We start from the raw sequence: 17,506 nt of genomic DNA on the forward strand, positions 1-17,506 counted from the left end.
TGGAGACAACGTGTTGTTAACACATGTCTCCAGCCTGTTTCATTTATCCAACCACTAACCTAGCCAAACAGAGAAATCTGGTCGGATTCGCCCATGCCGTCAAGACAGCCATGGTCACGCAGGATTTCGATATTGGTTTTAGAGATCCCTGTGCGGCGGCGCAAGTCTTCGATACTGGTAAAGATACCATCCTTGCGGGCTTCCACAATGCTTTGGGACGCTTTGGTTCCCATGCCTCCCAAGCTTGCCAACGGCGGCAGCAGGGATTTTTCGTGGATAATGAATTTTTCTGCGTCAGAGGTATAGATATCCACATTCTCGCAGTCAAAGCCACGCAGGTACATTTCCCAAGCCAGCTGCAATACAATCAGGGTTGCATTCTGCTTGGCATCCAGTTTCTTTTCCTTGGAAATCTCCTCAAGTTCGTGAATTTGCTGCCCCACATATTCCTGCCCTTTGGCAATGACGTTGGCATCGAATTCATCGGCGCGGATGGAAAAATACGCCGCATAGTAAGCCAGCGGATAATGCACCTTACAGAACGCAATACGGTAGGCCATCATAACGTAAGCTGTAGCATGGGCACGCGGGAACAGGTATTTGATTTTCTGACAGGAGTCAATATACCACTGGGGAATATCGCCGTCCTGTAATTTTTTGACAACATCTGGGTCAATGCCCTTGCCCTTACGCACCTTTTCCATGGTCTTAAAGGAGAGCAGCGGGTCAATGCCGTGATGAATCAGATACATCATGATATCGTCACGGGCCGAGATGGCGTTTTTGATGGTACACTGGCCGCTGCGGATAAGATCCTGGGCGTTGCCCAGCCACACATCTGTACCATGGGAGAAACCGGAAATACGCACCAGGTCCGAGAACACGTCCGGATTGGTATCGTCAATCATCTGCCGGGTAAACGGCGTACGGAACTCCGGAATACCGAATGTTCCCGAAGTTGCTCCAAGTTCCTCTGGCGTGAGTCCCAAGGCATCCGTGCAATTGAACAGGGACATCGTGGCCACATCATCAAAAGGAATGGTCTTCGGGTCACGGCAGGTCAAATCCTCCAGCATCTTGATTACCGTCGGGTCATCGTGGCCCAGAATATCGAGCTTGACCAGACGGCTGCTGATGGAATGATAATCGAAATGGGTGGTAATCGTACCACAGTTCATATCGTTGGCCGGGTGCTGAATAGGCGTAAAGAAATGCACATCCATATCGCGGGGCACAACCATGATGCCAGCAGGATGCTGGCCGGTCGTGGACTTCACGCCCATACAGCCATGGGCCAGCCTGTCGATATAGGAGATATGTTTCTTTATCCCCTTTTCCTCGAAGTATTTTTTCACATAGCCAAAGGCCGTCTTATCCGCTACAGTCTGAATGGAACCGGCACGGTATACGTTGTCCTTGCCAAAGAGGATTTCTGTGTACTTATGCGCCACCGGCTGATAGGTACCGGAGAAGTTCAAATCGATATCGGGAACCTTATCGCCATCAAAGCCCAGGAATACGGCGAACGGAATATCGTGGCCGTCCTTAATAAGCGGCGTGCCGCAGACCGGACATTCCATATCAGGCAAGTCATAGCCGCAGCCGTAGGAACCGTCGGTGATGAACTTACTATACTGGCAATGCGGGCAGCGCCAATGCGGCGGCAAAGGATTAACCTCGGTAATACCTGTCATAGTAGCGATAAAGGACGAACCTACGGAACCTCGGGAACCTACCAGATAGCCATCGTCATTTGATTTTTTTACGAGGCGCTGGGCGATAAGATAAAGCACCGAGAAACCGTGGCCGATAATCGGCTTGAGTTCCTGCTGCAGACGCGCTTCCACGATTTCCGGCAGATTTTCGCCGTACATGGATTTTGCGCGGTTGTAGGACATGGATTCAATTTCCTCGTCCGCCCCCGGAATCATCGGCGAATACAAATCATCCGGAATGGGCTTGAACTTCTCAATCATGTCGTTTATCTTCCGGGGATTGGTCACCACGGCTTCATAGGCCGCTTCTTCGCCCAGATATTCAAATTCAGCCAGCATTTCCTCGGTGGTGCGCAGGTAAAGAGGCGGCTGCATGTCCGCATCGTCAAAGCCCTTGCCCTTCATCAAAATGGCACGGTAGATGCTGTCCTCAGGATTAAGGAAATGCACGTCGCAGGTAGCCACCAGCATTTTCCCAAGTTTCTTAGCCAGTTCTGCCACCTTCAGGTTGATGTCAATCAAATCCTGGTCCGTGGTGATATGGGGGAATTTATCGCTGCGCTTCAAGAAGTCATTGTTATGGATGGGCTGGATTTCCAGATAATCATAGAAGGAGGCAATCTCGATAAGCTGCTCCTCGCTCTGCCCTTCCACGATAGCTCGAATCAGTTCCCCCGCTTCACAGGCAGAACCAATGATGATGCCGTCCCGGTACTCCTCAATGATTTTCTTGGGCAGGCGGGGCTGACGGTGGAAATATTTGACATGGGACAGGGATACCAGCTGATAGAGGTTGCGCAGACCGTTGGGATTTTTCGCCAAAAAGATGATATGGTTAGCCCGCTTCTGCTCGAAATCGTCACCAGTGAGGTAACCTTCCATGCCGTAAATGACCTTGATATTGAGTTTTTCGGCAGCCTTAGCCGCATCCGGGTAGGCCTGCACCACACCGTGGTCGGTGATGGCAATAGCCGGCCAGCCCCAACTGTCAGCAGTCTTGATGAGGTCTTTTACGGACACTACAGCATCCATTGCACTCATGGTCGTATGGGCATGAAGCTCCACGCGCTTGACTTCGGCATTATCCTCGCGCTTCTTGATTTCTTTCTTGGCTAAAGAATCCACAAAGACCACATACTCATTCATGTAGGTATCAAAGCGCACGGAACCTCGGATGCGGACGGCCATGCCCTCCTTGAGCTTGCCCATGATTTCGTCGAAGTCCTCTTCCTGCCCATTGCGACCCTTGCCGGGCTTAAAGAACTTCTTGCAGGCAATGCCGTCCGATTCATCCGACAGACAGAACGCCAGCATCTTGGTGCCAGTCTTGAATTCGATGGTCTTGAGACCGGAACCGGCACCTTCGCCGATAAAACCTTCCAGAATAACGCTCTTGGTTTCCCCTTCCAAATCGGCAATCAACTGGCGCTCGCCCATGATGCTGCGGCCAAAGATGGTATTGCCCGCACCCTGCACCACCACCGGCTTGGAAAAGTCTTCCCGCTTCTTGGGGGCAGCCTTTGGCTTGGCCTCTTTTTTAGGTGCTGCTGCAGGCGCCAGAGCAGCATCGGCGTGGGTACTCGTCTGCTTTTCCGCCACGCGTTCCTTGTGAAGCGCCGCCTGATATTCCGGCGTATTGAAGCTGTCATCCACAGAAAGATTCTGCAAGACCTCGTCGCTGGCCTCACAGGTTACGGGACAGCGATAGCCCAGCATATCCTTGATGGCCCGACCCATAAGCTGTGTCACCGCATGGGCCCGCATGATTTCGCCGCCGAGTTCCCCGGGAACCTTAATCAACAGTTTGCTGCCGTCTACCACATACTTGGAACGCTTCAAGAGCTGGAACACCGTAGGATTATCCTCGGCCACCGTCGTAACCAGCTGGGGCCAAACCTTGCTGATGCCATCTTCGATATCGATGATATCCTGATAGAAGATAACCTTCTGCAGGCTGCACTTGCCCTTAATCTGCTCCGCAGCCCGCTGCAAGAGGCTGTCCGGAATAAGGGTCTGACTGGTCAGAGCAATCTCCCAAATGCCGGCCTTCACGCTGACTTCCACATGGCGGATGACAGCATTTTTCAGCAGGGTCTTCTCCTCATCATCCAAGGTCATCCCCTGCACCAGATGCCAAAACATATTCTCTTGTTGCGGAACAATGCGATACTTCTGCATAAACTACGCTACACCTCATCCGTCAGCCCCACGAGCTACCACCGTCCGGGGTGTCCACTGGACACCCGCGGCTACGCCGCCCCCTCAAGGGGAAGGCTTCATTCTGGATACAACTCTCTATACTTCTTGCGGTCCCCAATAACCTGTCTTACGTAATCCCGCGTTTCCTTATAGGGAATCGCGTCTATATCATGGAAGGAATAACTCCAATTATTCTCATCCATCCACGCCTTCACATTACCGCGGCCAGCATTATAGGCCGCCAGCGCCAACACATCGTTGCCCTTGAACTCCCGCTGGAGTTCGGCAAGATACCAGGTGCCATAGCGGATATTCCGGTCCGGTTCGTGGAGGCTTTCCACATTGTAACTCTTGTCCCCTATCTGCCCGGCAATCCACTCGGCCGTCTCCGGCATCAGCTGCATAAGCCCCACAGCCCCGCGATGGGACAGAGCCGTATGCTTGAACTTGCTCTCGCTCTTGATGACGGCGGCGGTAAGGTTGCTGTCCACATGGTAGATTTCCGCATACTTCATCACCGTATCATGATAGGGATAGACATAAAAATACTTCCGCTGTACCGGCTCAAATTGCAGTACAAAAAACGCACTGAGACTTACGATTAAAATAAATAAAGCAACGCAAAAGCAGGTTGCCATGCGTCGCTGAATACGCCGATTCTGCTGGACCCTGTCACGAAATCCCTGCATGGGTCCACTCCTTCCAAAGTTTTTCTGCCTGCAGGAAACTCTCCTCCAGGCTGCCATTATTATCAATAAAGGTGTCTGCCCGCTTTTTCTTTTCCGAAAGGGGCATCTGGGCGGCAATGCGCGCCCGGGCCTCGGCCTCCGTGTAGCCATTGCGCCGCATCAGACGCGTGAGCTGGGTGGCCTCATCCACAAACACCAAACAATTCTCCTCTGTCATTTTATCCCATCCGGCTTCAAAGAGCAATGGCACATCCAGGATTATTACGGGAAAATTTTTTGCCTGCTTCACCGCAATCTGCCGGCGCATGGCCCGCTCCAAAATGGGATGGGTCGTTTCGTCGAGCCACTGACGCTCGGCGTCATTATCGAACACAAGACGGCCAATGGCCCGGCGGTCCAAAGTGCCATCCGCCTGCAAAATTTTCTCGCCAAAATGCGCCACATAGAGCCGGTAGAGAATCTGTCTAGGCTTTGCCAGCGCAAAGGCAATGGTATCGGCGCTCAACACCGCCGCACCCTTATCCCGGAAAAATCTTGCCATGGTGCTCTTGCCGCTGGCAATGCCTCCGGTAAGACCGATAACCCGTGCCATCACTCAGCCTCCTGACATTTGGGACAGAAATGTGTTCCCCGTCCCCCTACGGTAATGCGTTCAATGGGACGGCCACAGCGGCGGCAGGGCTCGCCCTTGCGGCCATAGACATAGAGATGTTCCTGATGGCTTCCCTGACCGCCCTCACCATTCTGGTAATCACGAAAAGTTGTGCCACCGTCTTCAATGCCCGCCGCTATAACCTTGTTGACACTTTCCCAAAGGCGCTCACACTCTTCCCGGCTCAAAGACTGGGCCGGACGCAGCGGATGAAGCCCTGCCAAAAACAGCGCCTCATCGGCATAGATATTGCCAATGCCGCCGATATATTTCTGATTGAGCAGGAAGGACTTAATAGCCACCTTGCGCTTACTAGCCGTCTCGTAAAGATAAGCCGGCGTAAATTCTGCCGACAGAGGTTCCGGCCCCATTTCCGCCAGACCTTTGAGCATGGCCCGCTCCTCGGGGCGGATGCCATGAATGGTTCCGAGCGTGCGGGTATCCCCATAGACGAGGCTCGCACCCCCCTGCAGATGGAAAATTACTCGTGCATGGCTGTCGCTTGTCTTTCCTGTGGGTTCATAAACCAGCCGTCCCGTCATGCGCAGATGGAACACCACTTCACTACCGTTATCGAGTTCCAGCAAGAGATACTTGCCCCGGCGGTTCATAGCCTTGATGGTACGGCCCGTGACGAGGGCCCGAAATCCCTCGGTATCCGGCCACTTAATCATGCGGGGCAGGCGAATATCCAAATCCATGATTCTTTTCCCCGCCGTCATCTTGTCGAGATAACGGCGGATGATTTCTACTTCCGGCATTTCCGGCATCTTACTTCGCCTCCGCCCAGTTCTTCCCTGCGTGCATATCAATGAGCAGCGGCACGGAAAGTTTCACGACGTTTTCCATGGTCTCCTTAAGGATAGCCTCCACCTGCTCACGCTCACTGTTTACCACTTCGAGCACCAGTTCATCGTGTACCTGAACCAGCACACGACTCTTGACACCCGCCGCCTGCAGTTTATGATATACCGCAATCATGGCCAGCTTGATGATATCGGCAGCCGCCCCCTGAATCGGGGTATTCATGGCCATGCGCTCTGCCAGAGAACGCTGCATGAAATTGCGGCTGTTGATGGCCGGCAAATCCCGACGGCGGTTGAAGATGGTGGTTACAAAACCGTCCTTATGGGCCTTTTCCACCGTGTCATCAATAAATTTCTTAACCCCGGTATAGCGGGCAAAGTAATTATCAATATAACTCTTGGCGTCCTTGCGGGCGATGTGCAAATCCTTGGCCAGACCGAAGTCGCTGATGCCATAGACGATGCCGAAGTTTACCGCCTTGGCATGGCGGCGCTGCTCCCCGGTCACCTGTTCCAAGGGTGTGCCAAAGACTTCTGACGCCGTGCGGGCATGGATATCCTGATTCTGCCTAAAGGCATCCATAAAGAGCTCGTCCTGCGACACATGCGCTAAGATGCGCAGTTCAATCTGGGAATAATCCGCCGACAGCAGGCAGTCATAACCTGCGCCCGGCTCAAAAAGTGCGCGGATGGTCTTACCCTCTTCGGTGCGCACAGGAATGTTCTGCAGATTGGGGTCCGAACTCGAAAGGCGGCCCGTTGCCGTAACCGTCTGATTAAAGCTCGTATAGATGCGGCCTTCTGCTCCGATCAACTCCTGCAAACCGTCAATATAGGTAGATTTCAGCTTGCTCAACGTGCGGTAATGGAGCACCTGCTCCACCACAGGATGCTTATCCCGCAGAGATTCCAAAACCTCTGCGTTGGTAGAATAGCCTGTCTTGGTCTTTTTCACCGGCGGAAGTTCGAGCCGTTCAAAGAGCACTTCGCCGAGCTGCTTCGGCGAGTTGATATTAAACTCCGTACCAGCGAGCACATAGATATCCTGCTGCAGGGACTGGAGGCGAGCCTCTAGTTCCTCGCTCTTCTTCATGAGTTCTTCCCGATTGATATAAATGCCGTTCTGCTCCATGGCCGCCAATACTTCCACCAAGGGAAGTTCAATCTCCTCATAGAGCTTATCCATCTGCAATTCTTTGAGCTTTGCAGCCAGTACCGGCTGCAGGCTGGCCAAGGCATACGCCTCCCAGACAAACTCTGCCTCAGCACCGGATAAATTCTCCGGCTTGCGCAGCGCGGGCAGATATTCCTGCACCAGACGGTCCAGTTCATACTTATTGGCTTCGGGGCTTAAAAGATAAGCTGCCAGTTCAATATCAAAGAAGCTATCCGCAGGCTTCACACCTGCCTGATAATAAGCCTTTAAGCCTTTTACAACAGCAGGCTTTTCCGCCATAACCTCCTGCAGTACAGCCAGGCCTTCTGCCTCTGCAATATAGCCCAGCTTTTTTGCAGGCCAGAGGCAAACTGCTGCCCCAGTAAGCTTTACAAAAGGCGCCTTGCCGCTGAACAGGCCGCAGACGGCCACGGACTCTGCCGCTGCCAGTTCCTTTGCCGCAGTCTCCTTATCCCAAACCGCATAGGACAAATCTACGTCAAGAGCAGGAGCCGAAAAATCCAATACAAGCTCGGCTTCTCCTTCGCCGTAAATCTTCACGAAGTTTTTCCAGACAGCCTTGAGTTCATAGCCGTCACAGAACGACTTCATGCGTTCATGGTCGGGGGTAATGCCGTAGCTTTCCCATTCCAGTTCCATCTCCGGCACGTTGAGTTCAATGGTGGCCAGTTCCTTGGAGAGAATGGCCTGCTCCTTATTTTCCGTCAAGCGCTCCTTGAGCTTCTTGCCGGAAATATTTTCAATATTGTTCAGAACTTCTTCCAACGAGCCATACTCCAGCAAGAGTTTACTGGCCGTCTTTGGCCCCACCCCGGGCACACCGGGGATGTTGTCGGAAGTATCGCCCATAAGCCCCTTCAAGTCGATGAGTTTAATGGGCTCGAAGCCATATTCTTCCTGAAAGGCTGCCTCATCATATTCCTTTAACTCGGAGATGCCTTTCTTCGTCAGTAACACCTTTAGATTCGGCCGCACGAGCTGCAGGGCATCACGGTCCCCCGTGACCACCATAACCTCATGACCTGCTCCTGCCGCCTTTACCGCCAAGGTGCCAATGATATCATCAGCCTCATAGCGTTCCTTTTCGATAAATGAGATACCAAAAGCTGCTGCAAATTCATGCAGCAGCGGAATCTGGGCGAGGAGCTCTTCCGGTGTTTTGTCACGGGTTCCCTTGTATTCGGCATACCGTTCCGTGCGGAAAGTGGTTCTGCCCTTGTCGAAGGCAATGACCAGTTTATCCGGCTGCAGCTCTCCCAACAGCTTCGTGAGCATATTGGAGAAACCGAAAATGGCATTAGTCGGCCGACCTTGGGAATCCGTCAGAGGCGGCAGTGCATAAAAAGCACGATACATCAAACTGCTGCCATCCAAAATTACAAAACGCTGGCTCAAGCGAATTCCTCCCTATTTTGTTCGTCTAAATTACTTCTGTTTCGTTTTTTCCTGTTTGCCCGTTTTATCAGCTTTGTCAGCCTTGCCCTGGCCGGCTATCTTAGCCACTTCGGCGGCCTCGCTCTTAGCTTCATTCTTATGCTCTAACTTCTTGGTGGCATCCACCTTTTCCTCACGGGCTTCCAACTTGGATTTTTTCTCCTCAGGGATGGTCTTCATGACGAAGCTGTTCTTCTCCAAAGTTCCATCGAGTCTGAACAAAGCCTTAGCATCAGCCAGCTTGCAGTAAAGCACATCCTTCTTGTCCACGCCGTCAGCTACGCCAATGGTGCTGACGAGTTTCCTCGTCTTAGCATTCCAGCCCAGGTCCACATGCGCAGCATCTGCCAAATCAATGGCAGGCAGATACATGGTGCCGCCCTGCTCAATAGCCTTGTTCTTCAATTTCACGCCATTGACATAGAGCGGATAAACCTTGGCTACATAAGTGGGTTCGCCATCCGATTCATTGATTTTCTTTTCGATTTCCTCGTTGCTGACAAAATTAGCCACGCCATAACCGGCCAGCCATTTGTTCACATCTTCCACCGTCAGCTTCTGCCAGCCATAACCGTCGGGATAGATATAGTAAGCCACCGTGTTATCCGCCAGCTTTTCTACCACCACGCGATTGTATGTGATTTCCACCGGCGTGCCGATTTCCACCAAATCAAAGAGGGCTTCCACATCCGCTTCATGCATGCGGATACAGCCATTGGAAACATAATGACCGATGGAATCCGGACGGTTGGTACCATGGATGCCATAGTTGCCCTGAATCTCCATCCAGCGATAGCCCAGCGGGCACTGCGGGCCGGAAGGAATCGTTTCCCCGGTACTCGGGTCCGTCCAGGAAGGGTTCACATCCTTGGAACGAATCTTATAATAGCCCACTGGTGTCGGCGAACTGGTCTTGCCGGGTCCAATGGGATACAGACGGATTTTTTCCGTGCCTGCAAAGAGGGCCAGGGAGCGTGCCGCCAGATTAATGGAAATCTTCTTTTCCAAAGATTTCTTCTCCGTTGCGGGAGCTTCCTTCGCTTCCTGCTTTTCTGCTGCCGGCGTTTCTGTCTTCTGCGCCTTTTCCGGTTCAGCTGCCGGAGCCACGGGCGCAGACATAACTGTCTTGCCCGTTTCCTTGGCCAGTTCCTGTTCCCGTACAGTCGGTTCCTTCACCTGCACGGACATATCCGCCAGGGTTGGCACATGCATGGGTGCAGCCCCTGCATAGGAAGCTGCCCCGCCAGTTAACAATGCGGCCGTCACCAGGCCAGCACAAATATTCTTGAGCATACCTAAAATCTCTTTTCTCTCCAAAATTTGACATGTCAATCTGACTTGTCAATTTGACATGTCACTTCTATATCCTATCATTTAAGCAGGCAATTTTCAATACACAAGCAGGGGATTTTCCCACCTAAATAGTATAAGGATAACCTCTACGCAATCAGAGGTTATCCTTACATACGCCAGTGGTATCCCGGCTTACCAATACATTGTCCAGCATAATGCGCTTGCTCTTGCCCCCGCGAATCGTTTCAATCAGCAGCTGGGCTGCACTCTTGCCGAGCTGGAACATATTCTGGTCCATGGTGGTGATTTTAGGTTCCACCAAACGGGACAATGCAATATTATCATAGCCCATGATGGAAATTTCGTCCGGCACGGCCAGCCCCAAACGCTTACAAGCATTCATGGCACCTACCGCCATCAAATCGTTACAACAGAATATCGCCGTGGGCTGCAGCTGTGGCAATTTGAGTTTCAGCGTCTCCGTGGTGGCATCCACGGTTTCCACACCATTACCTTCACCGATATTCAAAATGTAGTCCTCGCTGAAAAGTTCCCGCTTCGTCATAAACTCCCGGTAAGTATCTTCTTTGATATCGTAGGAATCGGAATTGCACCCGCGCACAAACAAAATTCGCTTATGCCCGAGGCCTGCCAGATATTCGAGCGCCGTCTGCGAGCCCATCTGCTCATCATTGCCCACATAAGACACGCCCCGTATACGATGATAACCGTTGATGAACACGAGCGGCACCCGCTGTACAAGTTCCTCATAAAAGGATTCGCTTATGTTCTTGGTATTGGGGCTGATGACGATAATTCCCGACACATTGCGGGCCACCAATGTATTGATGGCCTGCATTTCCTGCACGGGGTCGTTCTGCGCGCAGTTCAGCAGAAAGGAAAATCCATCCTGCCGAACGGCATCCTCGATACCGTCAATAACTTCCGCAAAGAACATATTGTGCAGGCCCGGCACCACGACACCAATGGTCGAAGACCTGCGGGTATTGAGTTCCCGGGCCTGTACATTGGGCACATAATTAAGACTGCTGATGGCCGCCTTAACCTTTTCCTTGGTTTCTACTTTCACGGGGTAATTCCCGTTGACTACACGGGATACGGTCGCAACAGAAACACCTGCCGCTTTGGCCACATCCACGATGGTAGCTTGTTTCTTTTCTTCCATAAAAACCTGCTTTCTTCGGCATTAGTCCTCAGAAACAGTCTGCATAAACTTATCAAAGGCCGCCATGCCTTCAGCATCGCGCTTATAGACACCGGCATGTGTGAGCACGGTTGCAAAGACCTTGCCGATTTCCTCTTTCAGGATGTCATGGACCTGATTTTCCTGCACATGCGGGTATTTTTCCCGCAGCATCTTATACCAGTCACTGTGTTTGGCCAGTTCTTCGCTAGCGGAGATATCTTCCGTCCCGCGCACGAGTTCCTCGCCCAAAAGATGCATTTCCTGCTTCAGACGGGCCGGCAGTACAGCCAGTCCCATGACTTCAATCAGGCCGATATTTTCCTTCTTGATATGATGCACTTCGGCATGGGGATGGAAAATGCCCAGCGGATGCTCTGCACTCGTGCGGTTGTTGCGCAGAACCAAATCCAGCTCATAGGCTGCGCCCCGGCGGCGGGCAATCGGCGTGATGGTATTGTGGGGCTGACCGTCACTTTCGGCCAGAATCCCGACGCTTTCATCACTGTAATTGCGCCACTTGTCCAGAATCTTTTCTGCAAGGTCAGCCAGTTCTTCCCGGTCATCCCCCGTCAGGCGGATAGTGGACATAGGCCATTTGACTCGGCCAATTTTTACATGCGGAAAGCCTGCTGCACTGTACGTCTTTTCTACAGGGGCCTTGGCCATGGCAAAGTCATAGCGCCCCCCCTGATAATGGTCATGGGAAAGAATAGAACCGCCCACTATGGGTAAATCCGCATTAGAGCCCAAGAAATAATGGGGGAAAATCGTCACGAAATCCAAGAGGTTCTCGAAACTCTTGCGGTTTACCTTCATGGGAATGTGTTTTCGGTTCAGGACAATGCAATGCTCATTGTAATAGGTATAAGGGGAATATTGCATAAACCAGCGATGGGAGGCCAGCCGCAAGGGGATTAAGCGGTGGGTCTGCCGTGCCGGATGTCCTGCATGACCAGCAAAGCCTTCGTTTTCCCGGCAAAGAAGGCACTTCGGATAAGAACTGGACTTAACGAGTTTTGCCTTGGCGATATCCCGCGGGTCCTTTTCCGGCTTGGACAGATTGATGGTGACATCCAAATCACCATACTCTGTAGCCGTCTGCCAAACGATGTTTTTATCGATTCTGTCCTTGCGGATGTAGTTGGAGGCAATGCTCATCTTGTAGAAATTGTCCGTGGCCGCCTTGGGTGCGCGGGCATAGTCGCTTTGGAATCTGCGCACCACTTCCGAGGGGCGGGGCATGACACAGTTCATGATGCGGGTATCAAACAAATCCCGTTCACTCGTCGTGCCTTCGATAAGTTTTTCCTGCACCGCATAATCAAGCATCTGCTCTAAAATGGGGGCAGCTGTTTCTAAGGTTTCGTTTATCTCTTCGGGCTCAAATTCACTCACCTGTAAAACATCAATGAGCAAATTGGCACTGTAGTAGTAATCGTCTTCGCTGATAAGTCCGCGCTGCTTAGCGAAATTCAGCAGGCGGTTGATTTCTGTGTTGATGTTCATTTCTATTTCACCGCTTATTTTTCATAACCATTGGGATGTTTCTGATGCCAGTTCCAGGCTGTGCCAATTACCTGCTTCACATCGGTGTAGCGGGGATTCCAGCCCAGAATCTTTCTGGCTTTTTCACTCGAAGCAATAAGCTGTGCCGGGTCACCAGCGCGGCGGGCACCCATTTCCACCTTGATGTCCTTGCCCGTGGCTTCTTTGGCAGCTTCAATCATTTCCTTTACGGAGAAGCCCTGACCATTGCCCAGGTTAAAGATATTGCTGTCGCCGCCCTTGCGCAGATACTCGAGCGCCAGTACATGGGCATCGGCGAGGTCGATTACATGGATGTAGTCGCGCAGGCAGGTGCCATCCGGCGTTGCATAATCATCGCCAAAGATGGTGATATGGTCACGCTTGCCCAGCGGAACCTGCAGGATGAGCGGAATCAGATGCGTTTCCGGATGATGGTCCTCACCGATGGAACCATCGTCCAAAGCACCTGCGGCATTGAAGTAGCGCAGGGACACATAGCGGATGCCATCGGCCCGGCTGACCCACTTCATCATCTTTTCCATGGTGAGCTTGCTCTCGCCATAGGTATTGGTCGGGCAGGTTTCATCATCTTCCATGATGGGGATTTTCTTGGGTTCGCCATAGACAGCAGCTGTCGAGGAGAACACAATCTTATCCACATGATGGCGCACCATGGCTTCGAGCAGCACCTGCATACCATAAACATTATTATTGAAGTATTTAAGCGGCTTTTCCATGCTCTCGCCGACCAGCGAGTTGGCTGCGAAGTGAATGACCGCTTCAATTTGATTCTCGGTAAAAATCTTGTCGAGAACCGCTGCTTCACGGATATCCCCTTCGTAGAATTTTGCCTTGGGATTCAGGGCATCACGATGACCAGTCTGCAGGTTATCCACGATAACCACATCTTCGCCCTTTTCCACTAACTGATGTACGGCATGGGAGCCGATGTAACCGGCACCGCCGCAAACAAGAATTGACATGTCAATGCGCTCCTTTATCATCAAACAGAAATCGCTTTCTATTTTAACATCTTTTCTATGGATTTACTATGCGTTTTCTATCATTTTACCCGATGGGTACCATCTGCAATGTTAGCCACGTAGAAGCTCGGTGCATAGCCGATTTTTTCCGTGTACACCTTACCTACTTTTTCCTTGAAGGCTTCTATGGCTTCATTCTTGACGAGGCTCACCGTGCAACCGCCAAAGCCGGCGCCGGTCATGCGGGAACCGATTACACCATCCACCTGCCAGGCAAGCTCTGCCAGCGTATCGAGCTCTTTGCCCGTTACATCGTAATCATCACGCAGGGAATAATGGGATTCATTCATCAGCTTGCCAAACTTAGCTACATCATTTGCTTCCAGAGCCTCAACGGCTTCCAGCGTGCGGTTGTTTTCCAGTACCGCATGACGGGCACGCTGACGTTCCAATGGTTCGGAAATGGCACCGGCCAGCTGATTGAACTCTTCATTGGAAAGCTCGCCCAGAGCATTCAATTCCGGCTTTACTTCCTTGAGTTCATTCAGCGCATGCTCACACTGGGCACGGCGTACATTGTAGGCGCTAGAAGCCAGGCTGTGCGGCTTGTTGGTGTTGGTAATAACGATGCTGGCACCGTCCAGAGCGATTTTGCTGTAACGGTAGGAAAGCGTGTTGCAGTCGAGAAGAATTGCGCAATCCTTCTTGCCCATGCCCACAGCGAACTGGTCCATAATGCCGCAGTTGACACCAACAAAGGTGTTTTCGGCTTTCTGGGAAAGTTTTACCATTTCGACCATATCCAGACCGAAGTCAAAGGCATCGTTCAGGATAAGGGCCGTCAGCACTTCGATAGAAGCCGAGGAAGAAAGACCGGAGCCATTGGGCAGCGTGCCGAAAATCAGAATATCAAAGCCGTGACCAGCCTTAAATCCTGCATCTTCAAAAACCTTTACCACGCCCATGGGGTAATTGGCCCAATCCTTAGCCTTGTCATAGCTCAGGCCGCTCATCGGGAACTCGATTACGCCCTTGTCTGCCATATTCATGGAGTAAATCTGCGTCTTGCTGTCCTGACGGTCAGCCACCAGTGCATAGGTTCCCAGCGAAATTGCACAGGGGAATACATGACCACCATTGTAGTCCGTATGCTCACCGATTAAGTTCACACGGCCTGGTGAGAAATAGCTGCGCGTCTCTCTGGCAGCATCAGCACCGAATTTAGCAGCAAACTCTGCCTGCATTTTCGCGAGAATTTCATTTTCTTTTTCCATGTTCAAGGCCTCCTATATATGTAAACGTTTTCTTTTGTTTTGAAAAATTAAGGCGCAACTCTGTGCTTCGCTTACAAAGTTGCGCCGCATTTCCCTTTGTTATCTCTAGTTTACTCCTGAACGCCGGGAATGTCAAGATTTTTTGAAAACGTTTTCTTTGACATTTTCTTACGTTTTTTACTTATTCATGTCTTCCCATTTTTCTTCCAGTTCTTCCACAATGCGGGCATGTTCTTCTTCCGTCAGCGTCACCTTGCCACGATAAACGAAGGCAGCGATAACCAGCAGCAGTACCGGAATAGCGAACATGATGAGCTGGAATTTCAGCAGGCCGCCTGCCGTGATGTCAGCAGCCGTTGCACCACCGGTCATGCCAACCCATACAGCTGTCAGACCAACGATACCGCCCGTAATGGCACCAGAGAGTTTATCCACCAGCGGACGCACGCAGAGGCAGACCGCTTCATCACGATGGCCGAGTTTCAGCTGGCCATATTCAACAGAGTCTGTAATGGTCATGAGAACCACGAGGAAGATCAGCGGCTGCGGCAGGTTGAAGAGACCAGCAGCGACCAGTGCCATCCAAACATTGGTACCGGAAACCGCATAGAGAATCAGAGCAGCCGTCATGATAGCCAAAGAGCTGAAAAACAACTTGCGGCGGCTGAATTTCGTCGTGAGTACCGGGAACAAAGCCACAGCCATCAGACCGATAACCACGTTGATTATACCTAAGATGGAGAATTTCGTTGCATCACCGATAACATAGATGAAATAGTAAAGATTGAAGTTATTTACAATATTCTGTCCTAAACCCAAAATCAAATAAGCGCAGGCTATCCACAGCAGCTGGTCATTCTTGGCCAGAACTTTGAATACATCTTTGAAGGACGTTTCCACCTTGTTTTCACGCAGAGCAGATTCCTGTTCCTTGGTGCCTATGCCCAGGATAATTGCGCCCAGCGTTGCGATACCGCCGCCGATGCAGGCAAAGGCAAACCAGCCCTGCGGGTCACCAGCACCGCCATTCTGATTAACGGAGAAATAGAGCACAATCGGCATAACCATGATGGTTACGAGCTGGCCGCCGAATACCGAACCGATACGGGCAACCGTAGCCGTGATTTCACGTTCGTGAGAATCAAAGGAAAGCGCCGGAATCATGGACCAGATAGCTACGTCCTTAGCGGAGTAGAACACATCCATGATAAAGTAAACGATTGCGAAAAGAATCAGATAAAGGGTCGGATTCGTTACGGTAAGACCGCCAAAATCCGTAAAGAGTGCTGCCAGCGTAATCGCTGCTACAAACGCACCTACGATAACCCAGGGCTTAAACCGGCCCCAACGAGTTTTCGTCTTGTCGATGATGTTGCCCATAAACGGGTCAATGAAAAGTTCTGCCACACGCAGTACCATGATGATGGTCGTAACTACACCAATCATGTACGCATCCCGGCTGGGATTATTGGATGAAAAAAGATTACTGGTAACAAAAATCATAAAATACGTTGCCAGCATGGCGTAAAATACGTCATGTCCAAAGGTACCGCAAGCATAAGCGATGCGCGGCCACATGCTGCTTTTCTTCTCTGCCACTGCTACTGCCTCCATTGTCCGAGCCTCCTAAAATCAACCTTTAATCGTCCGCATATAGGCGATTAAGCCATCAGCAATTTTTTCCAAATCTCCGGAGCTGGTATTGACAACCAAGTCGTAATTTTCACCAGCGCCCCAGGTACGTCCCGTGTAGTAGTTGTAGTAACGGGCACGCTTTTCGTCTTCCTTGTCCAGTTCCTTCAGGCTCTTGCCGTCATAGACTTCCTGACCACGTTTCTCACGGAAATCATCGTCAGCGCAGACAAAAATTGAGAAAACGTTATCTTTTTTCCGCAGAGCATAATCGGCGCTGCGTCCCAGGAAAATACAAGGAGCATCCTCCGCCAGTTTGCGGATGGCAGCCGACTCGCTCATAAACATTTCCTGACTGCTGCTGCCCATATGAGTACCAAAGGAATGGAACGGAATAAAGCTCATGGACAGGGGCTTAACCTGATTTTCCATTTCTAACAGCTCTTCTTCACTCAAATCATCAATCCCCAGCTTTGCTGCGGCGATGTGGACAATCTGGCGGTCATAAAGCTTGATGTCTAATTTCTTCGCCATAATCTCCGCCAGCTCACGCCCGCCAGCACCATACTGACGGCTGATGGTGATAACCGTATTTTCCATTAATAGTCCCCCTTGTTTTGTGTGGAAAATAATGTAAACGTTTTCTTTAGATCTAAAAAATAAATATCGACTTACTATCGTTACTCAAACAATAGTAAACGATTTCCTTATCTATTATTATAGCGTGTTTTGTAGATAATGCAATATGTTTGGTAAAAATAGTAATTTTCAGTTTATTTGTTGGTTCGTGCTGAAATCGTTTTGTTACAGCTCAGTTTGGGCGGAGGTGGTAATACTTTTCGCCGTTGCACTGAATGACCCACATGCAAATTTATAGCTTTCTAGCTACCTGCGCCGGGCAAGACCAGCGGCGCGTAT

12 protein-coding genes are annotated in these 17,506 nt (G+C 51.1%); all 12 read right to left on the reverse strand.

Features of this window, described 5'->3' with window-relative positions; all coding sequences use genetic code 11:
* Nucleotides 1–59: 59 nt before the first annotated feature.
* The 12 genes from P157_RS0111220 to P157_RS0111280 all read right to left on the reverse strand — a co-directional run bounded on the left by P157_RS0111220 (nt 60) and on the right by P157_RS0111280 (nt 17,188).
* Entirely contained in the window at nt 60–3,893 is a 3,834-nt protein-coding gene (locus P157_RS0111220) for a PolC-type DNA polymerase III (protein ID WP_026761072.1), read from the reverse strand.
* A 98-nt stretch (nt 3,894–3,991) separates the two neighbouring features.
* Complete coding sequence (locus P157_RS0111225) at nt 3,992–4,603, reverse strand: lytic transglycosylase domain-containing protein (RefSeq protein ID WP_026761073.1); 612 nt, start codon at nt 4,601–4,603, stop codon at nt 3,992–3,994.
* Nucleotides 4,587–5,195, reverse strand: a complete 609-nt coding sequence (gene coaE, locus P157_RS0111230) for a dephospho-CoA kinase (protein ID WP_026761074.1) — start codon at nt 5,193–5,195, stop codon at nt 4,587–4,589. The genes P157_RS0111225 and coaE overlap by 17 nt, the downstream gene beginning before the upstream one ends.
* Nucleotides 5,195–6,025 carry a bifunctional DNA-formamidopyrimidine glycosylase/DNA-(apurinic or apyrimidinic site) lyase gene (mutM, locus tag P157_RS0111235; RefSeq protein ID WP_026761075.1) on the reverse strand — a complete coding sequence of 277 codons (831 nt, stop codon included), beginning with the start codon at nt 6,023–6,025 and terminating at the stop codon, nt 5,195–5,197. The genes coaE and mutM overlap by 1 nt, the downstream gene beginning before the upstream one ends.
* Nucleotide 6,026: 1 nt before the next feature.
* Nucleotides 6,027–8,633 (reverse strand): DNA polymerase I, encoded by a 2,607-nt coding sequence (gene polA / locus P157_RS14515; protein WP_037368344.1) that lies wholly within the window; start codon nt 8,631–8,633, stop codon nt 6,027–6,029.
* A gap of 30 nt (nt 8,634–8,663) precedes the next feature.
* Nucleotides 8,664–9,965, reverse strand: coding sequence for a L,D-transpeptidase family protein (locus P157_RS0111250; protein ID WP_026761076.1), 1,302 nt, complete (start codon nt 9,963–9,965; stop codon nt 8,664–8,666).
* Nucleotides 9,966–10,119: 154 nt separating this feature from the next.
* A complete protein-coding gene (locus tag P157_RS0111255) occupies nt 10,120–11,151 on the reverse strand; it encodes a LacI family DNA-binding transcriptional regulator (RefSeq protein WP_026761077.1) in 1,032 nt (343 codons plus the stop codon).
* Nucleotides 11,152–11,172: 21 nt separating this feature from the next.
* Complete coding sequence (galT, locus tag P157_RS0111260) at nt 11,173–12,678, reverse strand: UDP-glucose--hexose-1-phosphate uridylyltransferase (RefSeq protein ID WP_026761078.1); 1,506 nt, start codon at nt 12,676–12,678, stop codon at nt 11,173–11,175.
* A gap of 14 nt (nt 12,679–12,692) precedes the next feature.
* Entirely contained in the window at nt 12,693–13,682 is a 990-nt protein-coding gene (galE, locus tag P157_RS0111265) for a UDP-glucose 4-epimerase GalE (protein ID WP_026761079.1), read from the reverse strand.
* Between the two features lie 80 nt (nt 13,683–13,762).
* Nucleotides 13,763–14,956 (reverse strand): galactokinase, encoded by a 1,194-nt coding sequence (locus P157_RS0111270; protein WP_026761080.1) that lies wholly within the window; start codon nt 14,954–14,956, stop codon nt 13,763–13,765.
* 177 nt (nt 14,957–15,133) lie between these two features.
* Nucleotides 15,134–16,570, reverse strand: a complete 1,437-nt coding sequence (locus P157_RS0111275; RefSeq protein ID WP_230578481.1) for a glycoside-pentoside-hexuronide (GPH):cation symporter — start codon at nt 16,568–16,570, stop codon at nt 15,134–15,136.
* An 18-nt stretch (nt 16,571–16,588) separates the two neighbouring features.
* Nucleotides 16,589–17,188 carry an AAA family ATPase gene (locus P157_RS0111280; protein WP_026761082.1) on the reverse strand — a complete coding sequence of 200 codons (600 nt, stop codon included), beginning with the start codon at nt 17,186–17,188 and terminating at the stop codon, nt 16,589–16,591.
* Between the last annotated feature and the right edge of the window lie 318 nt (nt 17,189–17,506).

It is taken from the genome of Selenomonas ruminantium AC2024, from assembly GCF_000687995.1.
In the GTDB taxonomy this organism is placed as follows: Bacteria; Bacillota; Negativicutes; order Selenomonadales; family Selenomonadaceae; genus Selenomonas_A; species Selenomonas_A ruminantium_B.